The 18,815-nt window shown below is 36.9% G+C and carries 16 protein-coding genes and 1 riboswitch; of the genes, 4 read left to right on the top strand and 12 right to left on the bottom strand.

The window, feature by feature from the left end; translation table 11 throughout:
- Positions 1-167 precede the first annotated feature (167 nt).
- The 11 genes from UFO1_RS22400 to UFO1_RS22350 form a co-directional block, all read right to left on the bottom strand.
- On the bottom strand, positions 168-1,592 hold the full coding sequence (locus tag UFO1_RS22400) for a PTS galactitol transporter subunit IIC (RefSeq protein WP_038674357.1): 1,425 nt from the start codon (positions 1,590-1,592) through the stop codon (positions 168-170).
- 27 nt (positions 1,593-1,619) lie between these two features.
- A complete protein-coding gene (locus tag UFO1_RS22395; protein ID WP_038674356.1) occupies positions 1,620-1,934 on the bottom strand; it encodes a PTS sugar transporter subunit IIB in 315 nt (104 codons plus the stop codon).
- Positions 1,935-1,973: 39 nt separating this feature from the next.
- Positions 1,974-2,423: a PTS sugar transporter subunit IIA gene (locus tag UFO1_RS22390; RefSeq protein WP_038674355.1), complete on the bottom strand. Its 450-nt coding sequence runs from the start codon at positions 2,421-2,423 to the stop codon at positions 1,974-1,976.
- A 42-nt stretch (positions 2,424-2,465) separates the two neighbouring features.
- Positions 2,466-5,348 (bottom strand): sigma 54-interacting transcriptional regulator, encoded by a 2,883-nt coding sequence (locus tag UFO1_RS22385; RefSeq protein WP_038674353.1) that lies wholly within the window; start codon positions 5,346-5,348, stop codon positions 2,466-2,468.
- 345 nt (positions 5,349-5,693) lie between these two features.
- Entirely contained in the window at positions 5,694-6,083 is a 390-nt protein-coding gene (locus UFO1_RS22380) for a polymer-forming cytoskeletal protein (protein ID WP_038674352.1), read from the bottom strand.
- A 62-nt stretch (positions 6,084-6,145) separates the two neighbouring features.
- A complete protein-coding gene (locus UFO1_RS22375) occupies positions 6,146-7,072 on the bottom strand; it encodes a M23 family metallopeptidase (protein WP_038674350.1) in 927 nt (308 codons plus the stop codon).
- Positions 7,073-7,161: 89 nt separating this feature from the next.
- Positions 7,162-7,668, bottom strand: coding sequence for a DUF4446 family protein (locus tag UFO1_RS22370; protein WP_038674349.1), 507 nt, complete (start codon positions 7,666-7,668; stop codon positions 7,162-7,164).
- A gap of 35 nt (positions 7,669-7,703) precedes the next feature.
- Entirely contained in the window at positions 7,704-8,384 is a 681-nt protein-coding gene (locus tag UFO1_RS22365) for a DUF554 domain-containing protein (protein ID WP_038674347.1), read from the bottom strand.
- A gap of 181 nt (positions 8,385-8,565) precedes the next feature.
- Positions 8,566-9,789 (bottom strand): [FeFe] hydrogenase H-cluster maturation GTPase HydF, encoded by a 1,224-nt coding sequence (gene hydF, locus UFO1_RS22360; protein WP_038674346.1) that lies wholly within the window; start codon positions 9,787-9,789, stop codon positions 8,566-8,568.
- Between the two features lie 221 nt (positions 9,790-10,010).
- The gene (locus UFO1_RS22355; protein ID WP_038674344.1) at positions 10,011-10,922 is read right to left on the bottom strand and encodes a ParB/RepB/Spo0J family partition protein; all 912 of its coding nucleotides are present in this window, start codon (positions 10,920-10,922) and stop codon (positions 10,011-10,013) included.
- Positions 10,912-11,682 (bottom strand): ParA family protein, encoded by a 771-nt coding sequence (locus UFO1_RS22350; RefSeq protein WP_038674342.1) that lies wholly within the window; start codon positions 11,680-11,682, stop codon positions 10,912-10,914. Before UFO1_RS22350 ends, UFO1_RS22355 begins: the two co-directional genes overlap by 11 nt.
- Before the next feature lie 314 nt (positions 11,683-11,996).
- A riboswitch (SAM riboswitch) is annotated at positions 11,997-12,099 on the top strand.
- Positions 12,100-12,269: 170 nt separating this feature from the next.
- On the opposite strand from UFO1_RS22350, the gene metF reads away from it, so the two are divergent.
- From metF to UFO1_RS22330, 4 genes are all read left to right on the top strand, one after another.
- Positions 12,270-13,136, top strand: coding sequence for a methylenetetrahydrofolate reductase [NAD(P)H] (metF, locus tag UFO1_RS22345; RefSeq protein WP_038674340.1), 867 nt, complete (start codon positions 12,270-12,272; stop codon positions 13,134-13,136).
- Between the two features lie 27 nt (positions 13,137-13,163).
- Positions 13,164-13,844, top strand: a complete 681-nt coding sequence (locus UFO1_RS22340) for a methionine synthase (protein ID WP_038674338.1) — start codon at positions 13,164-13,166, stop codon at positions 13,842-13,844.
- Between the two features lie 7 nt (positions 13,845-13,851).
- Complete coding sequence (locus UFO1_RS22335; RefSeq protein WP_038674337.1) at positions 13,852-16,233, top strand: homocysteine S-methyltransferase family protein; 2,382 nt, start codon at positions 13,852-13,854, stop codon at positions 16,231-16,233.
- Positions 16,234-16,385: 152 nt separating this feature from the next.
- A complete protein-coding gene (locus tag UFO1_RS22330; protein WP_038674335.1) occupies positions 16,386-17,690 on the top strand; it encodes an ankyrin repeat domain-containing protein in 1,305 nt (434 codons plus the stop codon).
- Between the two features lie 130 nt (positions 17,691-17,820).
- Here the strand turns inward: UFO1_RS22330 and noc are convergent, their stop codons facing one another.
- The gene (gene noc, locus UFO1_RS22325) at positions 17,821-18,747 is read right to left on the bottom strand and encodes a nucleoid occlusion protein (RefSeq protein ID WP_084159896.1); all 927 of its coding nucleotides are present in this window, start codon (positions 18,745-18,747) and stop codon (positions 17,821-17,823) included.
- Between the last annotated feature and the right edge of the window lie 68 nt (positions 18,748-18,815).

Genomic DNA, 18,815 nt, shown 5'->3' with positions numbered 1-18,815 from the left:
TTTCCTAATTATTCCTGTTTTTCTTTGATTGTATCATAAGATTTCCGTAAAAAAAGGCCGTTGCAAGAAAATCTTTTTCCTTGCAACGCTCATTTCCTTTATTACGTTAGGTTTGGACTGATCGAATGTAACATTACTTTATTCTTGTAAGGTTGCTAAAGAAATTACTATGCGCTGATATTAGATTCTTCCGTACCATCCATTACATTTTTTAAGGCATTTTGATCTAAATAATTATAGATGGATTCTTTGTTCTTTCTAAAGGTGAGATATGCCATGAGATAGACCCCTACTGCAATAGCAATTAATATTGGAGACTGGCTGAGGAAAGCCAAGAATACCAATCCCATAAGAGGCTTACCTAAAATATTGAAACTGGTAATTAACAATGCACCAACTGGTAAATGAACTCCAACTGAAGCACAAATTTCGGTAAACATAGGTGCCGTATATGTACACATATATAATCCTGCACTAAACCAAATCGCACCAGTAATGAGTACTTTAAATATATTGCCATTTACTAGTGGAACAATCCCTTGCACCATGAAAGGTAATGCTAGCAAATCAACTACCGGTAGTACTTGGTTCCCTGGTAATACAATTGCTAGGAAAACCATAATGGGGATTAGTATAATTCCTGAAATTAACGTTGCAGGTTCGCCGTAGCCAGTTGCATCATTTACCCCCAAATACCATTGACGTGCTTTACTATCTTTCTTAACTGCTTTTCTCGCAGCTTCCGTTATTGGGAGAAAAGCTTGCGCAAATAAACCTGCCACTCTTGGGAAAATTGCCATAATAGCACTGGTAGCAATACCCATTGTCATCACTTGCCCCCATGCTGGCAAAGTATTTAAACTTTTAAAATTCCCCATAATGCCAATAAAGATACCAAGTAATAAACCTAAGGATACAGGTTCACCGAAGAATCCCAGTTTCTTTTGCAACTGCTCTGGACTCAATTTAATTTTATTTAAACCAAGAGCATTTAGTAGAGGGTCAAAGAGTACCGTAAAAATAGCAACTTCGATATTATGCATAGCAATGATTGTGCAATTTGGATAGTTATAATAAGTTGACCATCTTTTAGCCAGTATTTCTGCAATTAACAAGCTGTACATATTTAATAAGATCATACATCCTAAAGATAGCAACATATTTTGAGTTGCAAGGTAAACCATAGAACCCCATACCATATAAGAGTAGTTATTCCATAAGTCACCTGGTTGGAAAACATCTGTCCATTTACATAAAAATAGTACTGTTTGAACCAATAAGCCAACTCCTAAGAAAACCATACCAGCCTCTGTGGAATAAGCCACTAATGCAGTCGCCTGCCAGCCTACATCAAATACAGGAAGTTGTATTCCCGTGTTCTCAACCATACTTTTTACTACAGGTGTGATAATAGGCGTAAAAGCATTTAAGAGCAGCGTAAACCCTTCTAAACCAACCCCCGCATATAAGGCAGAAAAGAATGCCTTCTTCGTGTTAACCTTTAATATTTTAGCAATAACAAAAATGATAACTGGAACAAAAACAGGTGAACCGAAAGTTTGAAAGATCTCTTTTAATGCTTGTAAAAACATAGATATTCCCCCTAAACTTATTTAGTATTATTTTCCGTTATCCTTTTCTAGCTTTTTAATTACACCCATGATTTCTTCCAAAAACTCATCTTCACCGAAGCCGGTAAGAAAACCAACGGCATTTATCGTTGGAATGCCATAGTCTGCGGAGGGCAGTGGACTGGTATGGGTGATAAAATCAAACCTACCTCCTTCTGCTAAATTAAGCGCTTCCGTTGGTTTCGCCTCCGTTGCCGTAATTTTAATCCCCCTTTCTTCCATCGCTTCCTTCAATTTTTCCGCAATCATCGATGAAGTGACTGTACCTGATCCACAAACTGACAGAACGTTAAACTTTCTCATAGCATTACTCCTTTCCAATTAATTTATTGCATTGTCCTGTTACTGATCAAGACAACTTAATAACCCAGATGCCTCTTCCTTGGATGTAACATTTTTCAATTTGACTAACAACTCTTTATTTTGAAATACGGACATAAGGTTTTTTAGTAACTGGATCTGTAGATTTGGATCTTTAACAGCTAGTAAAAAAACCAATTCTACACTTAATTCTTCATCTGGATTTACCATAGAATGAAAGATAGAAGCTTTCTTTAGCGTTGCAATGGCAATATTTGATTGATTTACATGACCTGAATCAGTATGTGGAATTGCCACGCAAAAATCACCAATTGAAAGTCCTGTTGGAAGATTTTTTTCTCTTTCTAACACCGCTTGGACATAGCTATCTTTTACGTACCCTTTGGTTAACATTAAGTCCCCTAGCTTTTCAATAATATCCTTTGACGAGTTTGCTTCCATATTTAATACCACTAAATCTAAATCCAACATATAGAACCACTCCTTACGTTAGTTAACTGCATTCTATCTTGATCAATCTTTCATTTTAGCAAAAAGAATCTCTCTAAATTGATTTATGTCTGTTAGATCTTTCAGCCCTTCTACAAAATCTAAGTTTAAAAATGGTTTTAAGAGGCCTTTGACAATTTTCTTATCATTAATTTTAAATGCTGGTAAGCAAACAATATTTGCTTTACCACAACCCCAAGTCATTGGTTGCTTTAACTTAACCACCACAATGGCTGATTTATTTACTATGTTAGATTCCCCATGAGGAATTGCCATGCCCCCTTTCATAAAGGTTGGAGACATTTCTTCTCTTCTTAAAACTGACTGCAAAAATTCTTTTTTTACATAGCCTTTATTGATTAGGAGTAGACACATAACCTCAATTAATTCTTTCTGAGCAGTAATTGGGGATTCAAAAACAAATAAATCCTCCTTTGAAAAGCTAGCTAAATCGTTTCCTTTTTCACTATTTAAAATAACGTCAAATTCTCTTATGCCGTTATTAAGTAAATAAGGATCATATACGACAAAATTAATTCCTTCAATTTCAGGATTAATGGTTCCGATAATCGCTAATATTTTAAACTTTTCTTGGATTTCTTGTATTTTATCCCTTAGATGATCGTCCATCACTCCTACCTGAAAGACAGTAACATTTGGGTATTTTTTTTCAATAGCTTGTCTAATATGATAAGCTGTCCCTTCACCTGTAAGGCATAAGGCAACAATCGCGATTGGTTTACTAGTTTCCTCTATGCTTAATAAGGGATAATTGTAGCGGTTTTTTACTAAGCTTGCATATATTTCATTTAAGTTATTCTCAGGGATAGAGGCTTTGCGTACCGCTTCTATCACAGTAAGCAAATCTACTCGATCAAGAGTCTGAGTTTGTATCCCTAATTTTTCAGTAACGATTTTACCTACGTTAACAAGTGAGCCCATGTCTACCAAAAATAATATGCCTCTTCCTTCATCCACAATCTTAGAAATGCCAATGATTTTTTCATAAATCATAGCTGGGCTTTCATCTAAAGGCATGTCAATCGCTACGGGGAAAGTCACATTAAGTAATTCCCTTACTACATTAATAATTTCAGTAGCAATTTTTCCATGGGATACCACCACCACTCCTACCCGGTTCTTCGGCGTCCTATTTTGAATAGCAGCCTTAATATACATTGCAATAAAGCCAATTTCATCTTCTGGTATCTCCACGTCTTTCAATTCTTTCAGCCAGTTACCAACTTGAAGAGCTATGTTATACTCTTTCGCGAAATCTTTTTTTATTTTAGATAGGTTAATATTTATAATGGGCTGTTTTAGGCGTATTCTTTTGACTGTTTCATCTAAATGAATGGCTAAGTAAATAAATATATTTTCGTTAATTTCATTGTACATGTGCTCTTTTATTAATTGCAGCCTTACTTTCTTCACTAAATCAATAATATCTTTATCTGCTATACTTACTAATTCTGTTAAGGAAAAGTATTTATTCTTAGCAGTAAGACTCGGCTCAAGATTACTGAACTTATTACTAATAAAAGTCCATAAAATTTCCTCTACTTCCGAAAAATTTATATTTAGCTTAATTAAGTCATAATATTTTTTTTCAATTTGCCGATAGAAATCTTCCGGCACTGAATATTCATTATTTTGAATATCTTTAATAAAGCTAGCACGATTTTTAATAAATGGTATAAATAACATATCCTGAATGTGATTTCTAATCTCTATTATGTTAATGTCTTCCAAGATAAAATCTCGCTGAATACTATTGGTTTCTAAAATATCCTCATACCCTATACTAATAATTTCACTATCTTTTCCTATATTTTTCATGAAGGCTCTAGCACAAACGACTTGTATTGTACTTTTTAGTTGACCAATATTACCGTTAAACCTTTTTAGTGTCAGTATCTCTATCACTTTAGACTCTACAAAAATTTTCACATTAATCCGGTTGCATTCTTTTTGAAAAAAGTCATATATAATCTCAACCTTTTCAACAAAAGCTCTCTCATGTAAAGAAGGGATCGAAATAATCATTGGTATACGTCTTCTAAAACTTAATAGTAAATTGGACTCTATATTCTCTGTAGTTGCGCCGATAAACATAATTTTTACTTTTCTTTCATCTTTTGTCTCACCTAATCTTCTAAACTGTCCTCTATCTAAGATAGAAAAAAGAATTTCTTGCCCCTTTGGCGGTAACCTATGAATTTCATCTAAAAAAAGAATGCCATTATTCGCATGTTCCACTATTCCTTCTGTATCGCTATCAGCACCAGTAAAAGCACCTTTTTTATAACCATACAATAAAGACAATAGCAGTTGAGGATTATCACTGTAGTCTGCACAGTTAAAAACGATAAAAGGTATTGTTTCCCCTATAACTTTCTTCTGCTTCGCAAAATTGTACATACATTCAGCGAACTGTGTCTTGCCAACGCCGCTTTCACCAATAATAAGGGTTGCTAGGCCAAAGGGAGGGTATAAGATTGCAGATTTTGATTGGATCACATTGTTTTCCAGACTACCATTATGACCTACTAAGTTGGCAAAGGGATCTTGCTGCACGACTATTTCTTCTTCATCGGGTATGTTATCCATACTAGATTCACTAAAGAATTCTTCCACTACATGTCTAGATATATCAAAACCTGATTCCATTAATTTTTTGGTAATTTCAGTAATATTCAGCTTACTATTTCCTTTGACTATGGTTTCTATTGTTTTCTTTAAATATGGTTTGCGTCGTTCTCTTGAGTTACCAATTCCTAACTCTTTACGTAAAATTGTAATTTGCTCTCTTGTGGTCGATAACATTTTTGCTAGCCTTACATCTGTAAACGGATCTTTTATGTTCTCAGTTCTTATAACACCTAACATCTTTTCTTTTAAATCCATTACAAAACCCCTCTTCTGCTTCTATACTACGCAATTACCATGCCATACAAAAAAATAATTTATATTTGTCTTAAAAGCCAGTAATTCTGCTACTACCTATCAGATTTTACCATTTCATGAATATTTTGTACATTTACCTAGAGTACTCAGCTACAAACTTATCATTTTTAGCATCTTAAATAATAAAAAAAGATATAAGCCAGTTTGACGCCTAGCTTATATCTTTTCTACTTATTTAAATGCTTATAATTTACTGCCTTATCTCTTTTGTTCAGCATGTTTATATACTTATTTTAAAAAATAATGCCTCGTTCATTATTTCTAATGCCGAGGCAATGATTTCTATTATTTTGCTGAATTTTTCTTTGTGACAAGTTCTTCACTAGTATGACGCATTTCACATGCCCCTTTAAAAACAGCACCTTCACTAATACCTAAGATACCTGCCTTAATATCTCCAATAATTTGCGCACTAGGAAGTAACTCTAATTTTTCAGTAATATCCACATTACCATAAATAGTACCAGCAATCGTAGCATTAACAGCTTTGCATTGGGCAGTAACTTTTGCATTTTCTCCGATCACTATATTACCAGTTGTATTGATATCGCCTTCAAATTGTCCGTCAATCCGGATGGTACCCTTACCACTAATATTCCCCTTCATTATGGTATCCTTACCAATAATAGTCTCAACCTCACCTACGTAAGTCGTTTTTTTATTACTACCAAACATATTGCACGCTCCTGTATTGTTGTCAGCTTTATCTACTGCTTCTAGTTATCTACTCAACTTGATTAATTTAGGAAACTTGCAGGATTAACAGCAGTACCATTTACCCTAATTTCATAATGACAGTGCGGTCCCGTGCTTGCTCCTGTGTTACCAAGATATGCAATGACTTGTCCTTTCTTTACGACTTGACCAGTATGTACGAGTAATTGAGAATTATGTCCATAAATGGTGGCAATACCATTTCCATGATTGATTTGTACCATATTACCGTACCCACCATACCATTCACTCTGTACGACCTCACCGTCTGCCGTAGCAACAATGGGAGTCCCTACGCTATTGGCTATGTCAATGCCTGGGTGATAGTCACCACCACCGCCCCATGGTGAGCTGCGCCAGCCAAAACGAGATGTAACATCGCCACTTGTTGGCCAAATGGAGGGAGTAACTGCAAGTCTAGCTTGTTTTGCCAACAATTCTTGCTTTAATTCAACTAAACTTTGCTCACGTATTGTAACTGCTGCCTGCAAATCATTTACTGCTACTTTAATATTATCAATATCGGATTGTACTCGAGGCCCACCTTGTCCACTGTAAGTGGCAGAAGGACGCACCAAGCCAGCCCGAGATGTATTTGTCGTATCCTCATTATTAACAATACGCCTTATTTCTGCATCGAGGGAATTTAGCCGCTCCATATCTGATTGTAATTTGGCCGTTTCTTTTGCCAATTTTTCGATTTCCGTAACCTGATCTCCATTGCTCTTTCGCAGATTTTCTAATTCAGCCTTTTCGGCACTTGCGATAGTGGCGCTATGACGAAAGTTAATAAAACTCCCTGCCATAACTATAGCAAGTAAACATATTAAACATAGGGCTCCTTTTACGGCTAAAATCGGTATCCGAATTTTACGAACCGCCTGCCCTTGGTGAGGTACAACCATTAGAGTGTATTCTCTTCTATCTGGTTTATTTTCTTTTTTTATCAAAAAGTTTCCTCCCACGTTGGAAATTTTTTCTATATCTTGAAACACATCTATTATTCGCCCTAAATGTAAAATATCCTGCTACATTTTTGTTATTTTTTCATAGCCTGTGTTAACGCTTGTTTTTCTTCTTCTGTTAAAAGATAAGAGGAGTCTCCTGAAACAACTGGTTTTGCATAAGTACGAAATTCATTACGACCATAAATACTCGAAATAACTATACCATTGTTATGTGAGTCCAAAATAGCAATTGCAAAACTTAGATCACTCCCCACATCTTCAAAGGCATTAAATCTAACTAATGCTACCTTCTGAATACATTCCTTGGAAATGCCTTCTAAACGTCTACACACTACTGATAAATCATCCACTTTGTGAACAACTTTCTTTACATCTTCAATGTGTGAAATTAGAAGTGTCTCTAAATTTTGGCCTTCCATCCCCTGCATCATTGTCCGGTATCGTTTATTCATCTTAGCTAATTTCATATTGATACTGACAAATACTACTAATGCTAGTAGTATCATAATTGTCATTCCTAATAACACATATTGTAAATTATTCATTACCAAGCTAGAAAGTTGTGCTACATAATCCATTTTTATATCATACCTTTCAACTTACACTTAATTTTTTATGTCGGCCATAGAGACGCAAGTACTGCAGCTACTGGAATTGCTGGGAGTAAATTAGCTACTTTTATTGTTTTTATTTCTAACATGAGTAAACTAATTCCCATAATAAGTAAACCACCAACAGCTGTCATTTCGATAATCATTCCATCAGCTATTATACCACTAAGACTACTAGCCAATAACGTAATCGCACCTTGATAAACTAAAACAGAAATACTGGACAAGGCTACCCCAATCCCCATTCCGGCTGCAAACACAGCAGATGCAACAGCATCTAACATAGACTTCGCATATAAAGTACTCGCATCACCTGTTAAGCCATCCTGTATGGAACCAACAATCGCCATTGCTCCCACACAAAATACAAGGCTTCCAGTGATGAAGCCCTCGCCCACACGACCAAATTTGCTACCTACCTGCAAATTTAGCCAATCGCCGAAACGTGTTAGCCAGTTATCAATTGCAATAAACTCACCAATTAACCCACCAATTACTACGCTTAGTATCACTATGAGTATATTTTGTGTTTTAAATGCCATTTGTAAACCAATTAATCCTACAGCCAAAGCTAATCCATGCATTACCGTTTGCTGGTATTGGGTTGAAAGTTTTTGTTTTAATAGTAAACCTATTAGCGAGCCGCCGAGAACTGCTGCTGCATTCACTAAGGTTCCTTTCATCGATTTTCCCCCCTTCCCCTATAATATTCTGTTTGAACTTTCCGTAAAAAGTACGAAGAACGCAAAGGTACGCAAGGCTGAAGCTAGTCCTAAACGTCCCTTTGCGCCATATTCTCATTTATGTAATTCTGTCAATTCCAATACTACTAAGTGACAATACATTTTATCATATTATTGATTTTTATTCACCCAATATTCTTTGAATATGGGGGAATGGTTCTAATGCCTGTTTCAAAACCCCATGAATATGAGCGATTAATATTCCATAGTTAACAACCGGCACTTCTTTATCAGATACTTCTGAAAGACGATGTAACATATCCCGGCGATTTAACATGCACGCTCCACAATGGATAATCAAACTATATTTACTCAAATCCTCGGGGAAATGACTGCCTGCAACCCATTCAAACTCTAAGTTTCCTCCTACTTTTTCCTGCAACCACCTAGGTATCTTAACTGTTCCAATATCATCTTTCTGGCGGTGGTGTGTACAAGCTTCGGCAATTAGTACTTTATCTCCTGGTTTTAAATGGTCAATACTCTTTACTCCAGATACTAAGACTTCCAAATCTCCTTTATGTCTAGCAAATAAGATAGAAAAGGATGTCAGCATAACTTCTGGAGGGGTATCGGCTGCAACACTAGCAAAAGCCTGTGAATCTGTGACTACTAGTTGAGGTAGCTGGCGTAAGTTTGCAAAGGCCTGCTTTAATTCAGTTTCCTTCACAACAATCGTCAAACCATCATGATCAAGAATATCTCTTATCGTTTGTACTTGGGGTAAAATCAACCTTCCTTTAGGTGCAGCTGAATCAATTGGGGTAACCAAAATAACTGTATCACCTTTTTTAATTAAATCACCAATCACGGGTGGCCCCTGCCAATCGCTAGGTGCATAGGCAACGATAAGTTGTTTTAGCGCCTCGATCCCCTTCCTGTTTTTTACACTAATCGGCAGTAGAGGTATCTTGAAATCTTCACTCCAGCTTTTTATCTTTTCTTGGGATAACTCCATTATATCGCTTTTATTAATCGCTCCAATAATAGGAATCCTTTTTACTTTAATACCTTCAATTAAGGCCTTTTCATACTGAGTAACTCCGGTCTCAGCTTCCAAAACGATGATTACCAAATCAGCTTTGTTCAGAACTTGCATTGTACGTTCAACACGAAGTGTGCCGAGATGGCCCGCATCATCAACACCAGCCGTATCGATTATCATAACAGGACCAATCGGTAAAATTTCCATCGCTTTATATACAGGATCCGTTGTCGTTCCTGGAATGTCAGAAACTAAGGCTACCTTTTGATTCGTTAGAGCATTGATTAAACTAGATTTCCCTGCATTACGACGCCCTAGAATTGCAATATGTAAACGGGATGCTTTTGGCGTTTCTTCCATATTTATTCTCCTTCTTCAAGTTAATAATGAGGTAATACTAAATTTGATACCTATCTATTGCAAATAGTAAATCACAAGGCAATGAATAAAGGAACTCTTGCAAATGAATTAGCACATCTCCTATTTACAATCCGACATAGCATCCCAAAAGCTTACAATGGAGCTTTACAAAAAGTGTCAAATTATGTTTCACGTGAAACATAATTTGACACTTTTACTTTTTATACAGCAAACGTGCCGCGAGGCTTATTTGATACAGGGGCTTCATCTCCACTTAATGTTTCGATAATACGATCTAAGTCTTCAGTAGAATAAAATTCAATCTCAATTTTACTTTTCAACTTACCTGGTTTAATTTTTACTTTTGTACCTAAGATCATTTTTAACCGATCTTCTGCTTCTGATACAAAAAAATCTTTTTCTTCCACTGTTTTTGTTTGCTGCTTTGCCTGTTTTGGTTTTTCTGTCAATCGCTTTACTAATTCTTCTGCGTCACGAGCTGATAAATCATCATCAATGATGATTTCAGCTGCTTCTAATTGTAAGTCTAGTGTTTCTAAACCTAATAAAGGTCTCGCTTGCCCCATAGATAATGTTCCACGTGAAACATAATCTTGCACAATTGGGTGTAAATTTAATAATCGCACCATATTGGCAATTACAGAGCGACTACGCCCAATTCTCCTAGCAACTTCCTCTTGTGTTAAATTAAAATCATCCATTAAACGGCGGTAGGCTAACGCTTCTTCTATCGCATTTAAATCTTCTCGTTGAATATTTTCAATTAAGGCAATCTCAGTCATTTCTCCATCAGTGTATTCTTTTATAATAGCAGGAACTTCTTGCAGACCAGCTTTTTGTGAAGCGCGCCAACGTCTTTCTCCAGCCACTAATTCATAAAAATTATTACTTTTGCGTACTACAATGGGCTGCAATACCCCATATTGTTTTATAGAGGACACGAGTTCGGCGAGTGCCTCCTCGTCAAATACCCTGCGGGGTTGAAACTTATTGGGAATAATCTGATTGATAGAAATATTGCTGACAAGAGGCTGCTCCTCTACAGAATTAGAGCCAGAAAATAGTGCATCGAGACCGCGCCCTAATCCTCTCTGTGAGTTATTACTCATCATCAATCACCTCTTTCGCCAAATCAGTGTATACTTCTGCACCTTTAGATTTAGGATCATATCGAGTTATAGGTTGTCCATGACTTGGAGCCTCACTAAGGCGAACATTACGAGGAATAATTGTTTGATATACCTTGTGACGAAAATGGCTTTTAACTTCATCTACAACTTGAATGGATAAATTCGTCCGAGCATCAAACATGGTTAGAACTACACCTTCTAAGGATAATGCAGGATTCAAGTTTTTCTGTACTAAAGTTATGGTGTTCATTAATTGAGATAATCCTTCTAGTGCATAAAACTCACACTGAATTGGTACTAATACTGAATTAGCGGCTGTTAAAGAGTTTATTGTTAATAATCCTAGGGATGGTGGACAGTCGATAATAATATAATCATAATTATATTTAATTTTATCCAATACCCTTTTTAGTTTTGTTTCTCGCGACATGATGGAAACTAATTCTATTTCAGCCCCTGCCAATTGTATTGTAGCGGGTAATACCATTAGATTTTCAATTTTTGTTTTTAAAATAACGCCTTCTACTGGAGTATCATTTACTAACACATCATAAATAGATTGTTTAATTTTGGTTTTATCAAAACCAAAGCCGCTAGTAGAATTTCCTTGTGGATCCAGATCAACTAATAGAACTTTTTTACCTAAGTCTGCTAAACATGCACTCAAATTTACAGAAGTTGTTGTTTTCCCAACGCCTCCTTTTTGGTTGGCAATTGCAATTACCTTTACCAAATAGTTCACCCCATATTCTCATTTATATTTTAAGAAAGACTACGAAACGGCACTTTCGCTGCTAATTTCTATAATGCTAATTCATTCCACATTCTTAAGAATATTTCCTGCAAAAAAACCGTCCTCTTAAGCAAAAGCACTATTATTTAAGTAACTTATAATAAAATAGTAAAGTAAAATGGCTAATCTACAATCATCTTCGTTAAAATAGGTATTTTATACCTTTAGTGTATAAATGCTACGATACAAATATCAATATGATAAATTAAAAATATTGACAAGTCTTTATTTTTAATTTATCATAATATCCAATTTAATAAATACTCTTATCTAGAGTGGTCGAGGGACTGGCCCTATGACACCCAGCAACCGGCAGTAATGCAAATGGTGCTAAATCCAGCAGAATTCAATTCTGAAAGATAAGAGGAAAGAACGGATAAAAAAAACAGCCTCTTTCCTCAACAAGGAAAAGGGCTGTTTTTTTATCCTATTAGAATATACCAATCTAATAACAGTTATAGTTTTTCTTATGGTGAAGCCAAAATTTTAGATACGCCTGTTGCTTCTCAATAACTTATAATAATGTGAGGTTAATTATGAAACTATGTGATCTATTTGATCGAGAAAAACCCCTTGTCTCTTTTGAAATATTTCCACCAAAACAAACAGTTACTTTAGAATCGATTTTTAAAACTACCGAAGGATTACAAACATTAAACCCAGACTTCATAAGTATTACCTATGGTGCCGGCGGTAGCGCTTCGGATCGCACTCTTGAAACTGCAGATAAAGTCAAAAATACCTATCATGTAGAAGCTCTAGCACATTTAACTTGTATCAATTCGCAAAAAGATGATATTGATACAGTGCTTAACCAATTACAAGCCCATAATATTCAAAACATATTAGCCATGCGCGGCGATTATCCCCTGGATAAAGGTTCCCTAAAGAAGATGACAACAACCTTTCCTTATGCAAAAAATCTAATTGCCCACATAAAATCCCAACATGATTTTTGTATTGCGGCTGCTGCTTATCCAGAAGGTCATTTAGAATGTCCTAACCTTGCAGAAGACACCGTTCATCTGAAAGAAAAAGTAGATAGTGGTACCGATTTTCTCATTACCCAAATATTTTTTGACAATGCTGTCCTTTATAACTTCCTGGATCGAATCAGACAAGCCAATATTACCGTCCCCGTTTGCGCGGGGATTATGCCCCTACTAAATAGTAGGCAAGTGGCTAGAATTCATAGTCTATGCGGGGCATCCATTCCAAAACCTTTGCAAAGCATTATTGAAAAGTATCAAAACTCGCCAAATGATTTTGAAAAAGCCGGAATAGAATATGCTTGTAATCAAATTACCGATTTAATTGCCCATAAAGTAGATGGCATACATCTATATACTATGAACAAACTAGAACAGTCTAAAACTATCATTCAAGAAACAGGGCTACGCTAACTAGCAGACTACCTAAGGAGGAGTGTTATGCCAATCTACAATCCAGCATTGAAAAATCTAGATATGAAAGAAATCAAGCGCTATTCTGGACTAACCAAGGCTTCCGAGTTTCCGCCCCATTTACTAGAGCAAGCTTGCACTGAGGCACAAATAATATCACAGCCTAAAGTAGTATGGCAAATTTATGACTATAATCCAAACACTGCTACGATAATGAGTCCAGAGCCACTAACCCTGTCATCAACAAAAATAAGTGAACACTTGAAAAACTGCCTACAAGTAATCGTAATTGCTGTTACAATAGGATCTAGATTAGAGGAAATGGTAAGTGAATACTTTACAAAAGACGAGTATACCCTAGGATTATTACTAGATGCAGCTGGTACAACAGCTGTCGAAGTGGCGGCGGACCAAGCATGTGACTTAATTAGACAACAAGCAAATCAAAAGGGTTATTCGACCCTCTTCCGCTTCAGTCCTGGTTACGGTCAATGGGATATTACCGTACAACCCCAAATTCTATCTTTGGCTCATGCCTATGAAATCAATGTAACCGCGACACCCTCTTGCATGTTATTACCACGAAAATCCATTACTGCTGTAATCGGACTAACCCCTAATGCGTGTCAGAGTGCCCCTACTTCACCTGCTAAAAATAAAAGCTGTCAACAATGTCAGCAAGTAAACTGCTTAGCGAGAAAGGATTGAACTATTTATGATTTATATTTTTGATGGTGCCATGGGAACTATGTTACAAAATGCTGGATTACCAGCTGGATCTTGCCCCGAGTTATGGAATATAGAGCAGTCTGATGTTATTACTAGCATACATAAAAGTTATATTGATAATGGTGCAGACATTATTGAAACAAATACCTTCGGTGCAAACCGGATAAAATTAACACATTATGGCTTACAAGATAAAGTACAAGCACTAAATACCGCAGCCGTAAAAGCAGCACGGGCCGCTTGCGGGCCAACAACCAAGATAGCAGGTTCTGTAGGACCTACCGGAAAATTAATTTCCCCGCTAGGAGATTTAGCCTTTGACTCCGCTTATGACGTTTTTTATGAACAAATTTGTGCATTAGATCAAGCTGGCGTAGATATGATTTTGATTGAAACTATCATTGATATCCAAGAAATGCGCGCAGCCCTGTTAGCTGCCAAAGCAGCTTCTACTAAACCAGTGATTTGTCAGATGTCTTACGGCGCAGATGGACGCACTGTAACAGGTACAGACCCAGTTACAGCTGCTATCATTTTAGAAGCTATGGGTGCAGATGTGATTGGTGCCAATTGCTCCTTAGGACCAGCTCAACTATTGCCGATTGTTGAACAATTGGCCCAAACCACCAGTTGTCCTATTAGTATCCAATCGAATGCTGGTATGCCAAGTCTTATAAACAAACAAACTGTTTTCCCTATGGGGCCAGAAGAAATGGGACAATGGGCGCAAAAATTAGTTGCCGCAGGTGCTCAGTATATTGGAGGTTGCTGCGGTACTACCCCTAATCATATTAAAGCAATTCACGAAGCAGTCAGTCACCTCTCGATAACACCCTTGTCTACTAAGCAACAGCTTAATAAAACAACAGCCTTAACCAGCCGTAGTAAAACAATTTATCTTGGTGCTAACCATCCCACAGTTATTATTGGGGAACGTATTAATCCTACAGGCCGCAAACAACTAGCTGCTGATATTGCCTCAGGTCAATTTATCTCTGTTAAAAAAGAAGCCTTAGCCCAAATTCGAGCTGGAGCGCATATTCTTGATGTTAATATGGGGGTTCCTGGTATTAACCAAGCGGAAGCTATGGAATACGTAGTTCAAGAGTTATCCATGCTTGTAGATGCTCCCCTAGTCATTGATACCACCGATTCTAAGGCTTTAGAAGCTGGCCTTAAGGCCTACCCTGGCAGAGCACTCATAAACTCTATCAGCGCAGAACCTGAGCGTTTGGAAATATTCCTACCTTTAGCCAAGAAATATGGCGCTGCAATCTTATGTTTACCAATTAGCCCTAAGGGTGTGCCTAAGACAGCCCATGAGCGTCTACAAGTTACAAAACAAATTATTCATGCTGCATTTGCAGCAGGTCTTAGACCATGTGATTTTGTTTTAGATGCCTTAATTCTGACAGCAGCTGCGGATGCCCATGCCGGCATGGAAGCATTAACAGCTTTAAAACTTTACCGAGAGCATTTAGGATACCCAACGACGATGGGACTTAGTAATATATCTTTTGGGCTTCCTCGTAGGGACGCCATTAATGCAACCTTCTGCGCCATGGCTCTAGATGCAGGCTTAGATGCTCCTATACTAAATCCTTATGACCCGCTTATGCAACATACTTTAGCAGCCTCTGCCCTACTTCTCGGTCATGACGCCAATGGAAGATCTTACAGTATGCAGTATGCACCCAATAAGCAGACAGAGGAAGAAGAAATTAGAAATATACCAAAAAATATCATTGATCAAATTCGTCAAGCTATAACCTCGGGAGAAAAAGAGGCTGTTGTTCCTTTAGTACAGCAAGCACTGGATGAAGGAATCAGTTCTATTACAATTAGCGAACAAGCCTTAACAGCTGCCATGAATGAAATTGGTACTGATTTTGGCAGTGGGCGCTGTTTCTTACCACAGGTATTACTTGCCGCAGAAACTATGCGTGCTGCTTTTCTTACGATAAAAAAAGTTTTACCTGCTCATGAATCGAAGAGTCTTGGCACTATTGTTTTGGCTACCGTAAAAGGTGACATTCATGATCTTGGAAAAAATATTGTTGCTGCCCTTCTAGAAAACAATGGCTTTACCGTAATTGATTTGGGTAAAGATGTTACACCGGAAGCAGTTGTAGAAGGTGCTTTAAAACATAAGGCTGATATCGTAGGCCTCTGTGCCCTAATGACAACCACAATGCCTCAAATTGACCTTACAATTGCTGCGCTAAAAGCTGGAAATGCCAGTGCCAAGACGATTGTAGGCGGTGCTGTACTAACCCAAGATTATGCAATGCAAGCAGAAGCTGATGCCTATGCGGAAAATGGTGTCGAAGCTGTCACAATTGCCAAGAAACTACTGGCAATTTACTAAAAATATAAAGCATCTTACTTTCATTTAAATTATGAAAGTAAGATGCTTTTATTTTTTTTAATGCAGGAATTCTCTCCATCAGTATGGAATTTTTTATGATAATATGTCGATTTAAAGGAAGTATGGATTGATTAAATAATAGGTGGTAGTTTATGGCAGATGAAGAAGCGATTGACCAAATAGATATAGAAGAATTATTAGCAAGTGCAGAGAAAGAATTGCACATTTCTGAAGTTGATCTACAGGCAGATAGTATAAATTCCCCTGAAACAGTCCTCATTAAAGAGGGCCCCTTGCTTACAAATTCGGAATCTACAGTACAATCAGACCAAAGTTTTTCTAATCTTGAATTACTACAAAAGTACATTTATCAAATTAAAATCGCTGCAATTTTAATACTTTTTTGTTTCGTAATTATTACTAGTGGTTTTCTGGGATACAGAGCTTCTCATGAAGCTGTAACAGCAAATACTCCCCTTGATAAAATTGTACAGCTTGGCATTACTTTTGAAGACAAAAATCTGGTCTCTTATGCAGGACGTGGTGATAAAGAAATAGTTACGGCCTTTCTGGATGCCGGTATGAATATCAATGCAACCCGGAATACAGATGGATGGACAGCCTTATTATCAGCCTCCTTTTACAAAAAAACAGATTTAGTCCACTTATTATTAGAAAGGCAGGCTGCTGTTAATATTCAAGATAAACAAGGCAGAACTTCCTTACATTACGCCTCTGCAATGGGCGCTGAAGATATTGTTACTATGCTACTAGAAGCTGGGGCAAACCCTAATTTACAAGATAAGCAAGGCCGTACTTCACTTATGGAAGCCTATTCAAAAAAGCAGGCAAAAATCGCTGAAATCCTTAAAAATGCTGGGGCTGACCCAGGCATCCAGCCCATACCTAAAGTCGAAGAAAAGCCAACACTATCGCCAGTAGCCAAAACTACAGAAAAATTACCTGCCACCGCATCCGTATCAACAACTCCCGAGGAAATTCGGCTCACCGTTAACAAGGTTGGCCTTATACATATTGGTATGTCATTAGATGATTTACAAAAAATTTATCCTAACTATGCCCTGCGAGAAGAGTATTTCGATGGTGAAAAGAAAACTACTGCTATTATAAATTTACCTAACAGCTCTATTCCCTCTCTAAAACTAGACCTTACTAATGGTAAAATCAAATTAGTTTCTACAATTAGCACTTATGATCCTCGTTTTGTAACTGACAAAAATATTACAATAAATTCTACTGTTGGCGACATTCAAAAGCAATATTCAAATACGGAAGTTAGAATCATTAATAATTCTTTATTTCTCCTAGTAAAAAGCATGAGAATGTTATTTGAACTGGATACTAAAAATGCAGACATTCCGATAAAATGGCTAGAAACGAATAACCCGAATTCAATCTCCCCTGACACAAAGATAACGCGAATAATTACCTATTAAGAAAAGACTTGGCTTGTGCCAAGTCCTCAGACGCAGGCAGAAGCCTTAGTCGCTCTTACTTGGAATCAAGAAAGTGTTATACTTTCTGATTCCGTAAAAAAAAGGCTAACAAAAATTGTTAGCCTTTTTTCTATTTCCGCTTAGGGATTCGTAAGTTAATATGAATAAATTCTTCATCTTGCTCTTGCTTGACTTTAATCTTGAGACCTGTTTTTTTCATTTCACCTACAACGTTATTAATTGTATTAATAAAAATCCGCACATCTCGAATGATTTTTACAACATTACGCTTAGGTGCGTTCTTAGCTTCTACTTGTTTCGCAATATCTTCCAAAAATTCTTCAATAAGTTCTTCTGTTTCACGAACATTTAAATTCTTTTCACTAATAAGCTCCAACACTTCTAATTGCAATCTAGAATCATCTATTTTAAGCAAAGAACGGGCATGACGTTCTGTTAATTTTTCGTTAGCTACTACAGCCCGAACTTCTGGTATCAGTTTTAATAAACGTAATTTATTGGCAATCGTAGATTGATTTTTTCCCATACGTTTCGCTAACTCTTCCTGGGTAAAACCAAAACTCGTAATTAATTGTTGAAAGCCTTCGGCCTCTTCTAAAAAGTGTAAATCTTCACGTTGTAAATTTTCAATCATGGCTAATTCAGCCACTTCTTTATCCGTAAACTCCTTCACAATGACTGGAACTTGCTGCAATCCAGCCAATTTTGAAGCTCTTAGCCGACGTTCTCCTGCCACTAATTCAAAGCCATCAGCAATGGCCCTTACGATGAGTGGTTGAATAACACCATACTCTCCAATGGAGGATGCTAGCTCCTGAAGGGATTCTTCCGTAAATATTTTTCGAGGTTGAAACGGATTCGGAACAATGTCCGTAATCTGCACATGCTTTACATTACCTTCTACAGAACTCGTATCATCTATAATGCAAGCTTCCCTATTATCTATATTATCTGTAACATCTGTTTGCTCTTTAGCCTGGCTAGCTATTTCTGCATTATCTGAAGTCAGGCCTAATAATCTGGCCAAGTTTTTCATCTATACACCGCCTTACCAATAATAGGTTTGTCAATAGGTAATATTCGGCATTTCCCTACAAGTTCCTC

Source organism: Pelosinus sp. UFO1 (assembly GCF_000725345.1).
Lineage (GTDB): Bacteria > Bacillota > Negativicutes > DSM-13327 > DSM-13327 > Pelosinus.
Note: the sequence above shows the minus strand (reverse complement) of the source record. Positions and strands in the feature narration are given on the sequence as shown.

Bases quoted from the DNA above. Each gene is read 5' to 3' on its own strand.
- UFO1_RS22380 (WP_038674352.1), bottom strand. From the start codon at position 6,083: ATGTTTGGTAGTAATAAAAAAACGACTTACGTAGGTGAGGTTGAGACT.
- UFO1_RS22400 (WP_038674357.1), bottom strand. From the start codon at position 1,592: ATGTTTTTACAAGCATTAAAAGAGATCTTTCAAACTTTCGGTTCACCT.
- noc (WP_084159896.1), bottom strand. From the start codon at position 18,747: ATGAAAAACTTGGCCAGATTATTAGGCCTGACTTCAGATAATGCAGAA.
- UFO1_RS22355 (WP_038674344.1), bottom strand. From the start codon at position 10,922: ATGATGAGTAATAACTCACAGAGAGGATTAGGGCGCGGTCTCGATGCA.
- metF (WP_038674340.1), top strand. From the start codon at position 12,270: ATGAAACTATGTGATCTATTTGATCGAGAAAAACCCCTTGTCTCTTTT.
- UFO1_RS22385 (WP_038674353.1), bottom strand. From the start codon at position 5,348: ATGGATTTAAAAGAAAAGATGTTAGGTGTTATAAGAACTGAGAACATA.
- UFO1_RS22335 (WP_038674337.1), top strand. From the start codon at position 13,852: ATGATTTATATTTTTGATGGTGCCATGGGAACTATGTTACAAAATGCT.
- UFO1_RS22395 (WP_038674356.1), bottom strand. From the start codon at position 1,934: ATGAGAAAGTTTAACGTTCTGTCAGTTTGTGGATCAGGTACAGTCACT.
- UFO1_RS22330 (WP_038674335.1), top strand. From the start codon at position 16,386: ATGGCAGATGAAGAAGCGATTGACCAAATAGATATAGAAGAATTATTA.
- UFO1_RS22370 (WP_038674349.1), bottom strand. From the start codon at position 7,668: ATGGATTATGTAGCACAACTTTCTAGCTTGGTAATGAATAATTTACAA.
- hydF (WP_038674346.1), bottom strand. From the start codon at position 9,789: ATGGAAGAAACGCCAAAAGCATCCCGTTTACATATTGCAATTCTAGGG.
- UFO1_RS22340 (WP_038674338.1), top strand. From the start codon at position 13,164: ATGCCAATCTACAATCCAGCATTGAAAAATCTAGATATGAAAGAAATC.
- UFO1_RS22365 (WP_038674347.1), bottom strand. From the start codon at position 8,384: ATGAAAGGAACCTTAGTGAATGCAGCAGCAGTTCTCGGCGGCTCGCTA.
- UFO1_RS22390 (WP_038674355.1), bottom strand. From the start codon at position 2,423: ATGTTGGATTTAGATTTAGTGGTATTAAATATGGAAGCAAACTCGTCA.